The organism is ANME-2 cluster archaeon (assembly GCA_014237145.1).
Lineage (GTDB): Archaea > Halobacteriota > Methanosarcinia > Methanosarcinales > Methanocomedenaceae > Methanocomedens_A.
Map to the genome: position 1 here is coordinate 38,269 of JAAXOC010000077.1, position 17,591 is coordinate 55,859.

Annotated in this window: 9 protein-coding genes; 5 read left to right on the forward strand and 4 right to left on the reverse strand. The window is 43.4% G+C overall.

Translation table 11 applies throughout. The features are described from left to right. The first annotated feature begins 41 nt into the window (after positions 1-41). The gene (locus HF974_10005; GenBank protein ID MBC2698640.1) at positions 42-3,479 is read left to right on the forward strand and encodes a DNA polymerase II large subunit; all 3,438 of its coding nucleotides are present in this window, start codon (positions 42-44) and stop codon (positions 3,477-3,479) included. A 314-nt stretch (positions 3,480-3,793) separates the two neighbouring features. On the opposite strand, the gene HF974_10010 is transcribed toward HF974_10005, so the two are convergent. Next, the gene (locus tag HF974_10010; protein ID MBC2698641.1) at positions 3,794-4,021 is read right to left on the reverse strand and encodes a hypothetical protein; all 228 of its coding nucleotides are present in this window, start codon (positions 4,019-4,021) and stop codon (positions 3,794-3,796) included. Positions 4,022-4,071: 50 nt separating this feature from the next. Continuing rightward, entirely contained in the window at positions 4,072-4,455 is a 384-nt protein-coding gene (locus HF974_10015; GenBank protein ID MBC2698642.1) for an ATP-binding cassette domain-containing protein, read from the reverse strand. An 87-nt stretch (positions 4,456-4,542) separates the two neighbouring features. Here HF974_10015 and HF974_10020 point away from each other — a divergent pair, with 87 nt between their 5' ends. The 4 genes from HF974_10020 to HF974_10035 all read left to right on the forward strand — a co-directional run bounded on the left by HF974_10020 (position 4,543) and on the right by HF974_10035 (position 9,614). Beyond that, positions 4,543-5,118, forward strand: a complete 576-nt coding sequence (locus HF974_10020; protein ID MBC2698643.1) for a nucleotidyltransferase domain-containing protein — start codon at positions 4,543-4,545, stop codon at positions 5,116-5,118. 1,457 nt (positions 5,119-6,575) lie between these two features. Next, on the forward strand, positions 6,576-7,796 hold the full coding sequence (locus HF974_10025; protein ID MBC2698644.1) for a MotA/TolQ/ExbB proton channel family protein: 1,221 nt from the start codon (positions 6,576-6,578) through the stop codon (positions 7,794-7,796). After that, positions 7,793-8,131 carry a DUF2149 domain-containing protein gene (locus HF974_10030; GenBank protein ID MBC2698645.1) on the forward strand — a complete coding sequence of 113 codons (339 nt, stop codon included), beginning with the start codon at positions 7,793-7,795 and terminating at the stop codon, positions 8,129-8,131. The genes HF974_10025 and HF974_10030 overlap by 4 nt, the downstream gene beginning before the upstream one ends. After that, positions 8,124-9,614: a DUF11 domain-containing protein gene (locus HF974_10035; GenBank protein ID MBC2698646.1), complete on the forward strand. Its 1,491-nt coding sequence runs from the start codon at positions 8,124-8,126 to the stop codon at positions 9,612-9,614. The genes HF974_10030 and HF974_10035 overlap by 8 nt, the downstream gene beginning before the upstream one ends. A gap of 10 nt (positions 9,615-9,624) precedes the next feature. Here HF974_10035 and HF974_10040 read toward each other — a convergent pair whose 3' ends face one another. Both HF974_10040 and HF974_10045 read right to left on the reverse strand, forming a co-directional pair. Then, positions 9,625-16,662 carry a PQQ-binding-like beta-propeller repeat protein gene (locus HF974_10040; protein ID MBC2698647.1) on the reverse strand — a complete coding sequence of 2,346 codons (7,038 nt, stop codon included), beginning with the start codon at positions 16,660-16,662 and terminating at the stop codon, positions 9,625-9,627. A gap of 126 nt (positions 16,663-16,788) precedes the next feature. After that, positions 16,789-17,487 (reverse strand): hypothetical protein, encoded by a 699-nt coding sequence (locus HF974_10045; GenBank protein MBC2698648.1) that lies wholly within the window; start codon positions 17,485-17,487, stop codon positions 16,789-16,791. Positions 17,488-17,591 lie beyond the last annotated feature (104 nt).

Genomic DNA, 17,591 nt, shown 5'->3' on the forward strand with positions numbered 1-17,591 from the left:
TTTACCATTAACTCAATTTTACATACAATATAGGGATACTTATGAAAGACACGTCTGTCAGCAACAGGATGCAGGAATACTTTGACGAACTGGAGAAAACGCTCCATGCCGAAATTGATATTGCCTCAAAGTCCAGGAAAAAAGGGCTTGAGCCAAAACCACATATCGAAATTCCACTCGCTAAGGACCTGGCTGACAGGGTTGAGAAACTTATGGAGATAGAAGGTGTTGCACCCTGTATCAGGGAACTTGAATCAAAAATGAGCAGGGAAGCAGCAGCTCTCCAGATAAGCGTGGATGTAGCCACCGGAAAAGTACAGTCATTCGATTCCGAGACCCAGGCTATTGATGCAGCTGTCAGGGTGGCTGTAGCGGTGCTGACCGAAGGTGTAGTAGCGGCCCCTATCGAAGGTATCGAGCGGGTCGATGTGGACGATAACACTGATGGTTCCAGGTTCATCAGGGTTTATTATGCGGGCCCCATCAGGAGTGCCGGAGGCACGGCACAGGCACTTTCAGTCCTGGTGGCTGATGTTGTAAGGCAGAATATGGGTCTTGATCGCTACAAGCCCGGTAAGGAAGAAGTTGAGCGGTATGTAGAAGAGGTATTGCTGTACAGGCGCGTGGCCAACCTGCAATATACACCCAGCGAAGAGGAGATACGACTTATAGTGGAGAACTGTCCCATTTGTATTGACGGTGAACCAACCGAGGATGCTGAGGTGGAGGGGCACAGGGACCTCCCCCGGATACCCACCAACCGCGTAAGGGGCGGGATGTGCCTGGTACTGGCCGAAGGGCTGGCACTGAAAGCGCCAAAGATAAAAAAGCACGTAAATGCTCTAAAACTGGACGGCTGGGACTGGCTTGACCAGTTCATTGCCGGGGTCAGGAAAGATGATGACGACGAACAGGAAAATGATGACGAGGCTGTCAAGGTCAAACCCAAGGACAAATACCTGCAGGACATCATTGCAGGCAGGCCCGTGTTCTCATACCCTTCCAGGCCAGGCGGCTTCAGGTTGAGGTACGGGCGCAGCCGGAACACCTGTTTTGCAGCGGGAGGCGTAAGTCCGGCAACCATGGTATTAATGGATGATTTTCTTGCACCCGGCACCCAGATGAAAGTTGAAAGACCGGGCAAAGCCCTTGGAATAGCGCCGGTGGACAGCCTGGAAGGTCCAACTGTACGGCTATTCAATGGCAGGGTAGTGAGAGTGGATTCCATTGACGAGGCAAGGAAAATAAGGAGTTCGGTATCCAGTATCCTTGATATCGGGGAGTTGTTGATCAACTACGGTGATTTCCTTGAGAATAACCATATCCTGGTCCCTTCATCGTATTGTTTTGAATGGTGGATCCAGGAATTGCATACTAACGCCGGTAAGATAGGCAAAGATGTGCCATATGATGACTCACAGTTGACCGACCCCGGCGGCCAGACAGCACTGGAGTTGTGTGATACGTTCAATGTTGCGCTCCATCCCCAGTACACTTACCTGTGGCACGATGTTACTTCAGGAGAAATAATCACACTTTCAAAATACGTTGAACAAAATGGTGAGTTTGCTGGTGAACTGCTGTCAATTCCTGTTGACGATGCAATAAAGCAGATACTGGAAACACTGCTTGTCCAGCACAGTATCCGGGAGCAGCGAATTGATATTGAACAGGCAGCACCGCTGGTCAGGTGCCTTGGGCTTGATGGTTCACTACAAAGGCATAGGAGTGCTTCACAGGACGATTTTCCCGACCCTATGGAGATGGTAAACCACCTGGCTCAATTGACGGTCAGGGCAAGGGCACCCTACAGGATAGGAGCGCGGATGGGGCGGCCCGAGAAATCTAACAGGCGGGAGATGAAACCGGCACCGAATGTTCTGTTCCCTGTAGGTGAAGCAGGCGGACGGACACGATCCCTCATCAATGCTAAAAACTACTCCAGGTCGTTCAAGGAAAAAGTGGGTATCTATGAGATCGAGGTGGACTGCAGGGCATGTACCCACTGCGGTACTGTGACCTTCAGGAACTTATGCCCTGACTGCAACAGCCCGACACTGCCAAAATTGCACTGTCCTGTATGTAATATCGAGACAAATGAACCGGAATGTCCCAAATGCCACAAAGAGACTACGTCGGCTGATAAGCTGACAATTAATTTCAAGGAAGAGTATAAAAGGGCCTTCGAAAACCTGGGTGAACGTGACAATCTTGATACTTTCAAGGGTGTCCAGGGACTGATATCCAAACACAAGACACCTGAACCCATTGAAAAGGGAATACTACGCGCAAGGCACGGTGTGGTTACCTTCAAGGACGGAACGGTGCGTTATGATATGTCTGATATGCCTTTGACCCATGTCAGGCCTGATGAGATAGGTGTAAGCGTAGAGACTATGCACCGATTAGGATACAATGTTGACACATATGGGGCAGACCTGGTGGACGCATCACAGGTAGTTGAACTGAAGGTGCAGGATATTGTCGTTTCCTATCACTGTGCCGAATACCTGCTCAAGACCGCCAATTTCATTGACGACCTGCTTGTCAAGTATTACGGCCTTGAACCATACTATAAGGCAGGATCAGTGGAGGACCTTATCGGGACCATGGTCATAGGGCTTGCACCTCATACCTCTGCCGGGGTACTGGCCAGGGTCATAGGGTTTACCGGTGCCTCGGTGGGTTATGCCCATCCCTTTTTCCATGCTGCCAAGCGGCGCAACTGTGATGGTGATGAGGACTGTGTCATGCTGCTGCTGGACGGGTTCCTGAACTTCTCACGTTCATACCTGCCAGATAAAAGGGGCGGAAAGATGGATGCACCGCTTGTACTTACTACGCGCATCGACCCAAAGGAGGTGGATAAGGAGGCGCATAATATCGACCTGTTGTTCAGGTATCCGCTTGAGTTCTATGAGGCCACCCTGGATTATGCCAATCCCAAGGACCTGGAAAAGCTCATTGAAACAGTGAGCAGCAGGCTGGGCACGCCTGGACAGTATGAGGGCTGGGGTTTTACCCATGATATTTCAGATATTGCCATGGGACCGGCCAACAGTGCATACAAGACCCTGGGTACTATGATCGAAAAGATGACGGCCCAGCTTGAACTGGCACGTAAGATAAGGGCAGTGGATGAGCAAGACGTGGCGGAAAGGGTTATCAAATCCCATTTCCTGCCCGACCTGATCGGCAACTTGAGGGCTTTTTCCCGCCAGCAGGTCAGGTGCGTGAAGTGTAACAGGAAGTTTAGGCGAACGCCGCTGAAAGGAGTATGTCCGAAATGCAACGGTAAGATCGTACTTACTGTACATGAGGGATCTGTCAAGAAGTATATGGATGTTTCACTTAAGATAGCAGATGAGTACGAAATAAGTGATTACACTAAACAGAGACTTGAACTGATCAATCTTGAGATCAAGTCCCTGTTCGAGAGTGATGTTTCAAAACAGATGGGTCTGGCAGATTTTATGTGATGTCTATAGTTCAAAGGTCATTGCCAGATTTTATGTGATGTCTATGGTTCAAAGGTCATTGCCAGGTTTTATGTGATGTCTATGGTTCAAAGGTCATTGCCAGGTTTTATGTGATATCCATCGTTCAAAGGTTATTGCCAGGTTTTATGTGATATCCATCGTTCAAAGGTCATTGCCAGGTTTTATGTGATATCCATCGTTCAAAGGTTATTGCCAGGTTTTATTTGATATCCATCGTTCAAAGGTCATTGCCAGGTTTTATTTGATATCCATCGTTCAAAGGTCATTGCCAGGTTTTATTTGATATCCATCGTTCAAAGGTCATTGGCATCTGCGAATTGTATCAATGCTTCCCCCAGTTGCCTTGTATATTTTGGGTTCAGGTTGAACCTGCTTTTTTTCTGGCCGCTGCGTTCTTTTGCGATCTCTACATATTCTTTATCAAATTTCTCGCTTGTTGCCAGGGTTATGGTCATATACCACCCGGCTTTCATTTTTATTTCAAGGTAATCCTTGGCATCGTCATTGGATGTATCTGTCATTTCATTGTCCTCTCATATCTCTCATTTTACCACAAGGTCGGTAGTGGAGGTCAATATTCTATGTCCTGCTTAATAAATACTATTATGCTGAGGATGATAAGTACCAGGGCTACCAGGAACTGGATTATTGCATACTGAATTACCAGGACGTTATTCCTGCCATACAGAACCATCAGGTCCTGGGTGATGGGGGAGATCATGACAACGGTCTGTACCATAGATAATATCATTTCTACTGCAACACTAAAGATTGGAAGCAATATCCACAGCATGGCAAGAGTGGCGACAATGGTGGTGCTTTTGCCTGCTCCGTTGGGGCCAATAAGTCGGTGTATTGTACCTTCTTTTACATGCAAGCTGACATTGCCCAGTGCTGTGGTACTTCCACATTTTTTTAAAAGTCCATTTACTGTTATCAAAATATTCCCAAATATTTGTATAAGGTTGGGGTATTAAATAGTGTGTGCAAAAGTAAAATAAATGTAGAAAATGGGGATTATTTTCTTTGACAGGAGCGATCTATGGCAGATTCTAAAAAGATAAAACTGGCGGTGCAGTATGCAAATCTTTTACGGAGCGTATTAGGGAATAATCTGGTTTCAGTGTTCCTGTTTGGTTCGGTTGTCAGAGGTGAGGATACAGAGGATAGTGATATTGATGTTATGGCAGTTGTCATTGAGCTGCCTGCGGCAGCTAAACTGAAGGAGATGGGAAGTCTGGACAGGTTCAATAATGTGAAAGGCCGTTGTGAGTTTGAAGATATTTCCTGTGCAGTAGTAGCCCGGAATGTGTTCTTGGTAAATATTGAAATGGGTGTGCCCAGGGAAGGGGTGAATCCTCTTACGGAGGCGCTGGTGCTGTATGATACGAGTTTGATGAAAGGGCTAAAGGAGCAGCTTAGAAATGGCAGCATTTCGCTGAAGGAGGATGCATACCGGGATTATTTGCGCTATGGGGATATCCGCCGTTCATATTTATGCGAAAGTATTGAATGTGGTAATTTTAAGGATGCACGTTCGGATGCGTCAGCGTCTGCGACTCATTATCTACGTGCGTATTTTTATCCCCATAATACGGTATATTATGAAAATCAATAGCAACATCGTGAGTAGTGCCATGAAGGTTAAGCATGTCTATTATGTCACTGTTAATCTTTCTGAATGCAGATAGAATGTATTCGATGCTGTTTGATTTTATGTAGTTATTAATTGTGTCTGATGATGGTATCTTTTTATTTGGGTTTTTTAGTTTCAGGTCATTACTTGCTGATTCTGGCGAGTTGGTTGCTGAAGTGGCAGCGTGAAGTATTACGCTTAAGGTGTCTTGAAGGCTATACGTAGCACTTTTCGGTAACTTTATTATGCTTGATTTATTATTATTACTGAGTATTTCTAATGCAATTGCTAACAGGCTGGTGCATTTTGAAAAATCCATAGGTTCATCCCCTCCTACGATTTTTACATAAGGGATGAGCTTATGGAATAAAAAATTTTTAATAGAATATATGCTTTTTGCTGTGATTGGTCAGAAATCTTAAATCGGAAGTAGGGCTATTCGGAAGTACTGTAATAAAAGGGAATGAAACGCTTAATACCTGAGTTTGAAAGATAAACCTATCTACTAACTGTTGAACTTATTTATATCCTCTGTTGCTAGCGTTTTCCCACGTTTTGCTCATTTTACATTGTTGCCACCAACGAATTTTAAATATAAACAATAGCAATTAATTGAATCAGTAATTAAAAGTGCCACTAACTACAAATACTATTACGTACAACATACTAAAGTTAGATATTCGTGAGATCAAACCATATCTTGAGAAGATCAGAGTTGTCCTAGTGAAAAGGGGTGACAAGAAACCGCAGTTTATGTTTGAAACTATGGGATTAGATCAGATGAGACATTTTACTGCACTTGGACTGGAAACGGTTTTGAAGGAGACCTGAACCGAGAGTTTTATTTAAAAATTTCTGGTGGCAACAAAAAACGATAGTGTGAGGGGTTGTTTTTTGGGATCTTTCAAAGTAAGGTAATAGGGACATATCAGGAGCCGTTATATCTCCCTAACTATTCATATGGCACCCAATAGTTATTTCTGATCCATAATCCACAAGAATGAAATAGATGTACCTACCGTATTTTTGAAAACCATCTTACCCATTTAGATAATGTTTATTATCAAAATGACATAGTATATCAATATCTGAATCCATGTGACATCGGGACTCATCCTCCTAACTTGAAAACCGTGACGCAAATATGCGGCACGGTTTTTATCTGTTTACTAAAGATCTTCTGATAACTATGAATACCGGACATCAAAATACACATCCTCCAAAGAATTGCAAGTCAAGTCAGACATATGAACATCAAATAGTGCCAATAATTAATTTGAACAGCTAATTAGTAGAAGCCAGCTTTTAGTAAAAAGCTAACAAGCCGTTTGCTTGCCATTTTTAGTAACATATCTACAAAACCAAATAAGCGCTCATGACATTTCAGGACATTCACGAGCGTGAAAATGCTATTTTCAGAGCAAAGGACAGGGATTTAAATGGATCTAACTTTTGGAATTGAAATTACCCAATTATTCAAATCGGCCGCACAAACAGGAATATATGTTATTTCAACAAACCTATTATATCCGGTTATAATTATACTGTTGAGCTTACTTGCCTGGAGTTTCATAGAGATTGGCGGTTTCTTCACCGAGTGGCGCGCCAGGCACAGTGATTTCTGGTTGATCGAGAACGGAGCTTTAAAAGCTAAGGGATCGATGGAAGCAAACGATTTTGCAAATGTAGCAGTTATTCTTAAAAAATTCTGCTCAAACAGGTTTCATTATTTTTATATTAACCACCTTTCCGAATTCCAGGATGACTTCCATAACAAGGATCTCATGCATCTCAGAGTTGAAAAGCTGTTACAAGAATGTGATGCTGAAATAATTAAAAAACTTGAAAAGTCAAGGTTTGTGGCAAAAGCAGGTCCCATGTTCGGTCTGATGGGGACACTCATACCAATGGGACCGGCACTGGCCGGGCTTGCACGGGGCGATATCCAAACGCTGTCTGATAACCTTATTATTGCATTCGGTACAACAGTTGTAGGACTGATGGCTGGGGTGAGCGGGCATATGGTCGCCATGATCAGGGACAGATGGTATACAAAGGATATGAGCGATATAGAATATATCTCTGAAATATTATTTAGCGAACATGTTATTAATATTGAAAAATCAAAACAACCGGATCCGGACGAACTATTAAAGAATGATATTTATGATACGGTAAAGGTAAGTTCCAGATTCGTTTATTATGACATTTTCTTTACGCCAACAAGTGTGGTCATTGCAAGGACTGCAGGCAGTATACTATCCCAACCGCTTATTCTTGCGGCTTTATTTTCTGTAGTGAACATCGTGATCCTTGTTATCGCTGAAGCAGGTTATACCGCACTGCCTTCTTACCTATATTTGACATTCATCAATCTATTGATGTTAATAATAATTTTATATTCATTATTTTTAACAAGAGAACATGAAAAACAAAAATCCTATGAACTGAGTGAACTTCCTCCGGATGAGATACTGAAAAACGATACACGTAACGTTAAGATACGCTATTCGGATATTAAAGAAATTAATATTTCGAAATCTGTAATGAAAATATTCACAGACAGCCAATGTCTTAAAACCGGTCGTATTGTGTCCCGGAATTATTTGAATAAGATACAGACCTTACCCATTTCTGTGACAATTGGTGAGAAAACATGAGATATATGAACCGCAGAAAAAGTAAAACATATTTAGATGACGATCCCATGAGCAGTGTTGCGAACCTTTTTGATGTTGCCATGATATTTGCCATCGGACTGCTTGTGGTTGCACTGACGCACTTTGGGGTAGAAGAACTGATCACCCAGAGCGATGTCACTATTGTAATGAATCCCGGACAGGAGAACATGCAGGTGATAATCAAACAAGGCGATGATATAGAGAAACTTGAACTGACCAAAGAAGAGGTTTCTACAAGCGGGAGGAAGTTCGGAACAATCTACCAGACTGATAGTGGAGAGTGGGTGCTTGTTAAGGAGGCGTCCGGTGATTAAACTGACATTAATCCTGTGTTTATTCTCAGTAATGGTTATACTGGCTACTATTGCATCTGCAGATGAGATACAATGGGAGTCCGGCGGTAAAGCCGTACTATATCAGGGTGATAATTACACACTTGAAGAATATGCAGTAGAGGTTGCCGATTTTGATAAAGAGAACGGCATGGTTCTATTACATTTGACAAAAAATGGTGTGATTTTAAGCAAGGTTGTTCTTAATGCAACGCTTGATGAGTTTATTTATGAGGAACAGATCAAGATCAATATTTACAATACTACTGATGATGCTTTATCACATGCTCCGACCAAGTGGGAAAATCCCCGTATACATATTGAATTAAATATAAAGGAAAAACCGTGCATTTATCTTGGTGTCACCACTGATCGCAAAAAATATAAGCCAACTGATTCTGGCATACGTGTTACCTCTAAGATTGTGAACAATGGCGCAGCCATCAATGATATGAATGTGTATATTGATCCGGACGGGTTGCGTGTAATCGATGGAAGAACCACTAAACAAGTGGATACACCAGTCAACTCATCCAGTACAGTGACCACCAAACTGAGGGTCCCGTCACTGTTACGCAAGCAAACATTCGATATACCGGTCTGCCTGAGCTGGGTGGATATTAATGGAGTAGCACGCAATCTGTCACGCTCAACATCAATTACCGTTCTGCCCATCTGCGACCTCAAAGTAACAAAAACGGCAGGGGATAGTTCTATGGATTTGTATGTACCTGTTCGTATCGAAGTAGAGAATACCGGTATTGTCAATTTGACGGTCGAGTTAAGTGACCAACTTCCACCGGATTTTGAGCTGGTTGATGGTTATGACCTGAACTGGCATTTTGATCTCAAACCACAGGAGAAGAAATGCTACTCATATTTCCTGAAAGCGCAAAAACCAGGCGAATATCCCACTGACTCTGCCATTGCACGGTGGAACATGCAGGGAGAAAATATTAGTGTAACATCCAATGCACCTTCAATAATAATAAACGGGGCATGCATCATCATCAACAAAACCGCGGACTCCAGAGAAGTAGATATCGGGGATAATATGACGGTCACGCTATCGGCTATAAATACAGGCAATGCCCCAGCCACTGTTTATGTGACCGATCATCTACCGGCAGGTACGCGCCTGCTCGATGGAAATGCCACACTGGGAACCTTATTAGAAAAGAACCAATCGTGTTCAACAACGTATGTTATCACAATTGGATCAGCTGGAAATATAATACTTCCATCACCTGTCGTTGAGATCGTCAATGACGCTTATTCCAGGGTGCATATATCAGAGATGGTTTCCATTAATGTCTCATTGCCCCCGGATGCAACGCCCGGACCTGAACCAGCTGTCCAGTATCAGGCAGCAGAAAGCATGGAGTCAAGACCGCCAGTATTTGAGACTGCATTCACTATAGTCGTCATACTTCTTCTCGGGTTTTTGATCAGGAGGATCGAATGAGTCTTTCACTTCAACTTTTCTTCCTGCGAAACCCTCTGGGTAGCATGAGATGATGCTTCTCATCAATAAGCGAGCGCTTCTCGCTGCGGTGTCCGTGATACAGTAATCCCAGTATAAAGATCAGGCAGATAATAAAAGCTGCTGGTAAAGCTCCTCCCCCACCGGAACTGCCAGAACTGGCATCACCAAACAGGAATCCTGTGATCTCGCTTATTCTATCTTTTACAGAACTGCTTGTATCACCTGAATATTCCATTCCGCCTGCTCCTGCCTCACTACTTTCGCCAGTGCCATCTCCGGATCCGATCCCGTCACTGGTTCCACCGCCACTGCCGCCGCCATGTCCGGGACCATAGCCAAAAAAGGTCTCGTTCGTGACCACTTCGATCTCTATTGTCATATTGTTATTCGTTTTATTTACATCGTCATCCAGATTAACAGTACCTGTGAGGGAATATGTCCCTGTTGCATCCAGAGTCCAGTTAAAACCTACCGATGTTCTGTTATCAATGTCATTATTGTTATCATTGTCAGTACCATCATTATTTTGCATCGAGGTAGTTTCATTATCCTCCAGCCTGTTATTGATCATCAGGCCCACATCAAACGTGTTGTTCGTCTCAGACCCGATGTTTTCAATATGCACCGTTATATTAATGTTCATTCCAACCCGGTTCACATACGGTGCATCAATTGCTGTTACAGTAAGGTCGGATTGATGATCTCCAACTATAACATCCACTGTACACCAGTTATTCATTGGGTCTGACTCGGTCACGGTTTTATCGGCATCAACCGTTACCATCAGACGATGATTCCCGGTTTGTTGGGGTGTCCAGTTAAAGGAAACATTTGTTACATCACCGATATCCAGTGAAGGAACTGTAATTTTATCGATTTGCCTGCCTTTATGCGTAAGTGCCACACCGAAACTTTCGTTCACACTTGATTCACCAATATTATTAATTTGTACAGTTATGACCAGCGTTTTTCCTGCATTTATCTTTTCAGGCACATATATTCTTTCCACAGTAAGATCAGGTAATATGGTAGAACCGAATGCGATCACCCGGCCAACGCCTATTGTATAGACCATTCCATTAGCTATAGCAGGCGATGAACCCCCGTAGTCCGAGTGCCAGAGCACGTCTCCTGTAAACGCGTTAAGGCAGTATAATCCGGCATATCCGGGTACCATTCCGGTTCCTTCCTTTCCAACAAAAACCTTTTTATCTGCAGATACTGCGGGCGAGTTTGTCCAGCTTCCCAGCTTGTCCTTCTCGTTCTTCCATATCAATTCACCATTTTTCACGTCGAAACAATATATCACGTGTTCACCGAATCCCGATGATATATATACATAACTTCTGGTTGAGCCGGATGGTGCATAAAATGCAGGTGTTGAATCTGTTGTTATAATACTGTTCTTCCAAACCTCAGTTCCATTACCCGCATCAAGTGCATACAACATACCAAGTCCGTTGAAATTATAGGTCGTAAAATATATAACGCCGTCTGAAACCGTAACCGAACCGCATACATTCCAGTCCACGGTTGTGCTCCAGAACTCATAGGCATCGTTCATATCTATGGAATATACTTTCGATCGTTCATCCGGATATCTAAAATCACCGAAGTATGCCCTGCCATATGCAACAGCAGGCACAGATTGGGAATTTTCAACTATCTCAAACCTCCATATCTCGGTACCATTGCCTGCATCAAGGCAGTAATAGTGTCCCCCGCCCCAGCTTCCGACATACACTTTCCCGTCAGCCACCGCAGGACCGCCATTGACAGAACCTCCTCCATCCGGAAATCTAAATGTCCACAATACCGGTCCCCTATCCTCTTTTGTTGCATCGATACAGTACACCCCGTTCCCGGAGGAAATGTAGATCTTACCCTTATGGTAGGTAGGTGTTGCCCACGACCCATATTCCCTGGGAGCGATCGGTGTACCCCAGAGCACCTTGCCATCTGATTCGTTCAAGGCTACAAGATAGGTATAATCTGAATATAACTGATTCCATCCGGCACAATATACAAATATTTTTCCGTCTGCAACAATGAGAGATGAAGAACCTTCTGCGCCGATATCTTCACTCATCCAGGCAATCTCATTTGTATCAGGTGCATCTGATAGTGAAAAACCGGCATTACTGTGGAACTCTCCCCATTCCGAAGCTGAATTTTTATTATATACGTAAAATAGATCGGATCGGTCCACTTCTATGACGGCACCCCAGCGTGCGATTACCTTTACCTGGTATTTTCCATCAATTGCATAACTCGTATCCCACATATACGACCCATTGTTTGTTATGTTTGTTGCAATAGCATTCCAGCTATGGCCCAGGTTTGCACTGTAGAGCAGATCGATCGATACTGGCTCTTCGTATGTGGCATTCCATGCTATGTTCTGAATACCTGTCCATATCTCACCGCCCAGAGGTGAGAACAATTCAAGATCTATCCGGTTTGCCGCAATTATACCTGCTGTCAGGTTATTATTCGTTTCATTCGTTTCTGCAACGTCATTATCCGGATCCAGGTAGACCGTAAGATTGTATGTTCCATTTGTATCAGGAGTCCAGTCGAACCATATGCTGCTGTTATAGGTGTCAAGTTCCGTCTTTTTATCGATGAGGATATTATTTGCAAACATGGAGGCATTAAATACTTCTGCCGTGCCGTTTACGTCTATAGTTATCCGGTTCGTTTCATTAAGGAAAATAACATAGGGCGTTATCTGTTTTGGGATGATATCAGGAAGTACGACTGTGAAATCCTGTGAAATATTGTTATTATCCTCATTTGTCTCTTCGATGTCATTATCGCAATCGACCACAGCCTGTAGCGTGCAGTTCCCAAGAACATGTGGTTTCCATAAAACAGTGGCATCTGTACTCCCGTAACATATGATACCGGATGTTTTACTCACTCCTGTTCCATTTTCTATTAGCGAGACATTAAAGTACTCGGCTGTACCTTCAACCGACAGGATAACTTTATTGGTTGCATTCACATAGATCGGTATGGTCTCGAAAGCTGCCGGAACAAGGTCTGGATTTTCCACGTTCACCACTTTTGTTAGAACATTATTTTCCTCGTTACTTTCCAGCATGTCTTCACCTGGATCTACCACAAGTTCAAGTGTATGTTCACCTATGGCGGATGGTCGCCAACTAACCGACAGCACGAGGTTATTTTTTATTCCCGTTATCATTCTGTTGAGAAGAATCACTCCATCCACAGTTAATGTTACATTGAAATACTCATCGTTCGTACCATTTATAGTAAGCGTCATATCATTTGTTACATTCACAAACGTGTGTGGAGGCTGAGTTATCACAAACGGATACAGATCAGGACGTAATACATTTATCTCGTGTGTTAACCGGTTATTGTTCTCATACAACTCCCTGATCTGGTCACCTGCATCAACTACAAAGGTCAGGTTGTGAGTTTCATTCTTATCAGGTTTCCATGTAAATGATACCGGCGTTATCGAGTCACTCCATACCGACCGTACACTTTGGTTCCCGATAGGACCCCCATCTGAGAACAGGGCGACATCAAAGATCCCGCCGTTGTTTTTAAGATATATGGTGAGGATGGTGGTCGTATTGACAAATGTCTCATCCTCGATAACAATATCAACAATGGAAATATCTGGCATTTTATAATCCTCTCGTGTCGTTTTGATCATCACTGGATGGATTGCTCCATATAGTGCAGGGATCGAATAGGTAGTTGTCACCACCGGATACATGGACATATTCAGGGTTTTGTTGAATGATCCATCGTCCTGCTGCAGGTCCATCAGGTAATCCAGCGGACTTTTACCATTTGAAAGGTAGGTCAATGGATCCTGTCCAGCTGCTACGATCGCCTGAATTGCATAAGAGGTTGTTCTTGCATCTGAAAAACCGCCATCATCTTCCTGTTCTGTTTTAAGGTAATCCAATGCATTCGTTATCACTAGTGAATTTCTGCTCTCTCCAGCGGCAATGAGCGCCTGGATCACGAATGATGTTGTTTTGACATCACTGTTCCCATAAGGTGAGATCCATCTTCCGTCTTCTTTCTGTTGATCTGTTATATTTGATGCTGCGTTTGAGATCATCCTGGTATCCTTATCTCCACAAGAGACAAGTGCAAGGATTGCAAGTGCATCATCCTCCACGATATCCGGAGTTCCGAACTGCTCGCCGTCATAGAAGGATTTGAGCATCAGGAGATAATTCACATCCCCGAAGTTTGTTGGATCTTCCCCAATTGCACTTATCACAAAGATCATTCGTGTAAAGTCTTCAATGGTTGTGAGGTCGCAGGGGTTGGTGCCAGGTGACAGTCCTGTTACAGAGTCTTTCGGCTCATTTCTTAGGTAGTCAATGAGCGAATTTCCACATGGTTTCCATCCTCCACTTGCAGGGTCTTCACCCACTGCGGTTATCCCAAGTGCAGCCCATGCAGAATTAGAGAATCCACTAAGACTGCCACTTCTCGGCATCTGTGACCTATTCAAAAAATCGAGCGCAGATATAATATTATCAGTATAATTAAACATAGGCGAGGATACCGTTACATTGATCGATAATTTATTATCTGTTTCATCCACTTCCCTCATCTCATTTTCAGGGTGCACATCAACAGTTAGATTGTATGCCCCCACATCCCCTGGTACCCATATAAAACGCAGTATCCTGTTCTCCCTGTTTTTCATTGTGATTACCTTGGATTCAACTTCGATATCGTTTACCGTCAGTTTTACCTCTAAGCGCTCAGATTCCGGATATGTTCCTTCACGTTCAATTGATGCAAGTATTCTATTTTCCCTGCCGGTATAGATCAGGGATGGTCTTGAAATCCCTGTTGTAATGAGGTTAAAGGTGAGGCCATGCGGTTCGATCATGGGATAATGATCGTTTATCCTGCCGCTGGTATACGGTGAATCTGCAATTCCATCCCCATTACTGTCATTGCTGGTAAACCCATTCCAGTAATTTCCGGTATAGTTCCTGTATTCGCTTGCATTGTACAGGTACTTCATCGAAGCTGCCGAATTCCAGTGGTTGCATCCGTGATCTATTGCAGCTATGCCGCCGTTCTCATGTGGAAATAAATTGTTAAGGTGTAGTGTGTTATTGAGTGTGTTATTATCTGCGAGATTAATACACTGTACAAAATGATAGATCGTGTTATTGCTAATCAGATTGTTTCTGGAGTTTACCAGCGATATGCCTACAGTTCCAATCGGTTCGGTGAGATACCTTTTTTCTTTACCTGACAGGACGTTGCTTACGATGCGGCAGTATTCGGAATTTACAAGTTTTATGGCATTATTCGGGGCATCTTCGGTGTGACCATCATGATGAAGTATCAGATCTGTCAGCTTTATGTTATTCGATCGTTCAACCGCAACAAGCCGTATATTTTGAAGCGAGGTATTTTCATTAATGCCCGTGGCTTCTGCTGTAAATCTACGCAATTCTATCTGGCTTGAGTTGAATATCCGTATCATGTCAAGTCCGGGTTTGTTTATAAACGCAGTTCGTATCATGATTTTTGCACATTTGCTGCTGCCGATCAGCTTTAGATGGTGCTTATCATCTATTGTTATGGGCGAATACTGATCTCCTGTGCTGAGCCAGTGTTCGCCATCCCGAAGAAAAATGAAAGTGTGCGGTCCAGCATGATCTATCGCATCCTGGATCGTGGAATAATCATTCGGTACATGAATGACCGAAAGGGGGGTTACGTTCACGTTCTTTGTTATTTTGTTATTGTCCCTGTTCAATTCATTGAGTTGATTCTCCAGATCTGCTGTAATAGATACTGCATAATTTCCAGTATCTGCCGGAGTCCATGTAAAATGAACGGCAGTATTTTCACCTGCTGGTAGTGAACTGATGGTTATGGTATCCACCAGTGTTTCATTGACATCAAATGAAAGATTGAACAGATCGATATCCCTTATGCCCGTGTTTTTGACTGTTATGTATATATCATCCGGATAATCCGGATACATATATTCTGGCATTTCAACTTCCACTGCAATGTCCGGAATTGCTCTGGTTCTGGAGGTGAGATTAAAATCGGATAGTCCTCCGCAGTTGATATCGTCTGGAGTTATGGTGTGATCTGTCAAGTTGATACTTTCGCCATCTGTGAAATTGAACTGCAGCACATCACCGCTGCTTATATCTGTGGTGTTAAGGATGAGACGGTAATAATTATTGCCTGACCGGGTCATAGGGTGCCAGTTGTCACTGGTGTGTAGATTTGTTATGCTGATAACCGGGTTGTTGTATTCTGTGTTATCCTCATAGTGTGTCCATCCGCTGATCACGAACAGGGTATCCAGTTCTGGCACGGCATGCGTGAAAGGCCTGTTCGTGAAATTGAGATTTGTCAGATATTTGTCAGCAAGGGTTACCTGCTTGAAAGAAGCATTAGTATGCATCCATCCTGCTTTGTCTTCTTCGCTCACGTTATAGCTTCCCGGGAGAAGGTTCGTAAACTCGTAGTAGCCTTGTTGATTGGTTGAAGCAGTGGATACAACCACACTTGTGGCATTCTTAAGCGTTATATTCCATCCCTGGATCCCTTGTTCTCCCGGGTTCCACAATCCATTGCCATTGGTATCATTGATCTTGTAGCCTGAGAGGTTTATTCCATTTGATGTAAATGTAAAATTTGAGTTGGTTATCCCGCCGTTGTCGATATGACTGCCCGTAATCGTGTGTTCGATTGTCTGCGATTGTGAACTGCACGATATGTGGAAGTGCAGGATATCACCAGTACTGATACTGCTGCTGTCAAGCACGAGACGGTAATAGTTTGATGTGGAGTGCACCAGAGCGGTCTGGTTCACACCAGTGGTCAGGTCTGTTATAATAATATCCGGTCCGTTGCACGGGCTGCCGTCGGAATTGAAGATATAGCCACTGATCACGAACGGTGCTGTCTGTGCTATCGCTGATGCAGCACAGGCTATACACATCATTGAAACAAGCACATAGATGGATATTTCTCGACACATTCGGGGTTATACCTCCATCAAATGATAGAATCAAGTGCGCTAATGCAGGTCATACATTGTAGTCATGTTTTTGTTTCAGAGAGGTAGTGGATTTCAAGTATTCTCTTGCATTTGTTTTTCCAGATATTATCCGTTCTTATTATCTTTACGCAACAGCCACACCGTAATCAACATAACCGATAGACCAGTCAATAATCCAAACCTTGGAATACCATTATTATCTTCCCCGGATGACCCATTTGTCTCATCTACAATTTCTGTGGATTCGGCAACAATACCTTCTCCATCTGCTTCTCCTCCGGATACCGTTGCAATGCTTGTAGCAGAATCATCTGCAAATTTTGTTGCAGTGGGATTAATTGTGGATTTTCCTGAACTGCGATCAATGTCATTGTTTCCACTGTGCTGGATCTTGTCATAACTATCATAATCGAATAATTCTACGGAAGGAATTTCAAATAGATTTGAATGACTTCCCGTGTATACAATATTACAAATAATCACAGTACCGCTATGAGCTGTACTTGCATCCCATGCTGTTACAATCACAGAGCCTTTTGTGTTTGTGTTATCTATATCCGAAGTCTGCACAGTAAGGGCATTCCCATCTCCTGATGTTACCCCTGTAACCTCGACTCCGGATGTAGTAAATTCGATATTGGCATCACATGAACCAAGATTTTTCACATCCCTGACAATCAATGTCTTGGATCCATCCTCCAGTGTCTCAACATCTCCAAAATATAACTCAGCCGTTGCAGACACAGGCAGAGCTGACATTATCACAAGAAAAAGCACACAAAATGCTATTGTTAATATTTTCATATTCACATCAGCAAAAAAAAGGCATCCGTAAGGATGCCTTATGGTGCCGCCTCGTTTCCTACAAGATATTTTGCCAGATAGAGTGCATCTGCAGAAGTTATCTT

Excerpts from the sequence above, each read along its gene's own strand:
- HF974_10005 (MBC2698640.1), top strand. The coding sequence starts at position 42 with ATGAAAGACACGTCTGTCAGCAACAGGATGCAGGAATACTTTGACGAA.
- HF974_10010 (MBC2698641.1), bottom strand. The coding sequence starts at position 4,021 with ATGACAGATACATCCAATGACGATGCCAAGGATTACCTTGAAATAAAA.
- HF974_10020 (MBC2698643.1), top strand. The coding sequence starts at position 4,543 with ATGGCAGATTCTAAAAAGATAAAACTGGCGGTGCAGTATGCAAATCTT.
- HF974_10025 (MBC2698644.1), top strand. The coding sequence starts at position 6,576 with ATGGATCTAACTTTTGGAATTGAAATTACCCAATTATTCAAATCGGCC.
- HF974_10030 (MBC2698645.1), top strand. The coding sequence starts at position 7,793 with ATGAGATATATGAACCGCAGAAAAAGTAAAACATATTTAGATGACGAT.
- HF974_10040 (MBC2698647.1), bottom strand. The coding sequence starts at position 16,662 with ATGTGTCGAGAAATATCCATCTATGTGCTTGTTTCAATGATGTGTATA.
- HF974_10045 (MBC2698648.1), bottom strand. The coding sequence starts at position 17,487 with ATGAAAATATTAACAATAGCATTTTGTGTGCTTTTTCTTGTGATAATG.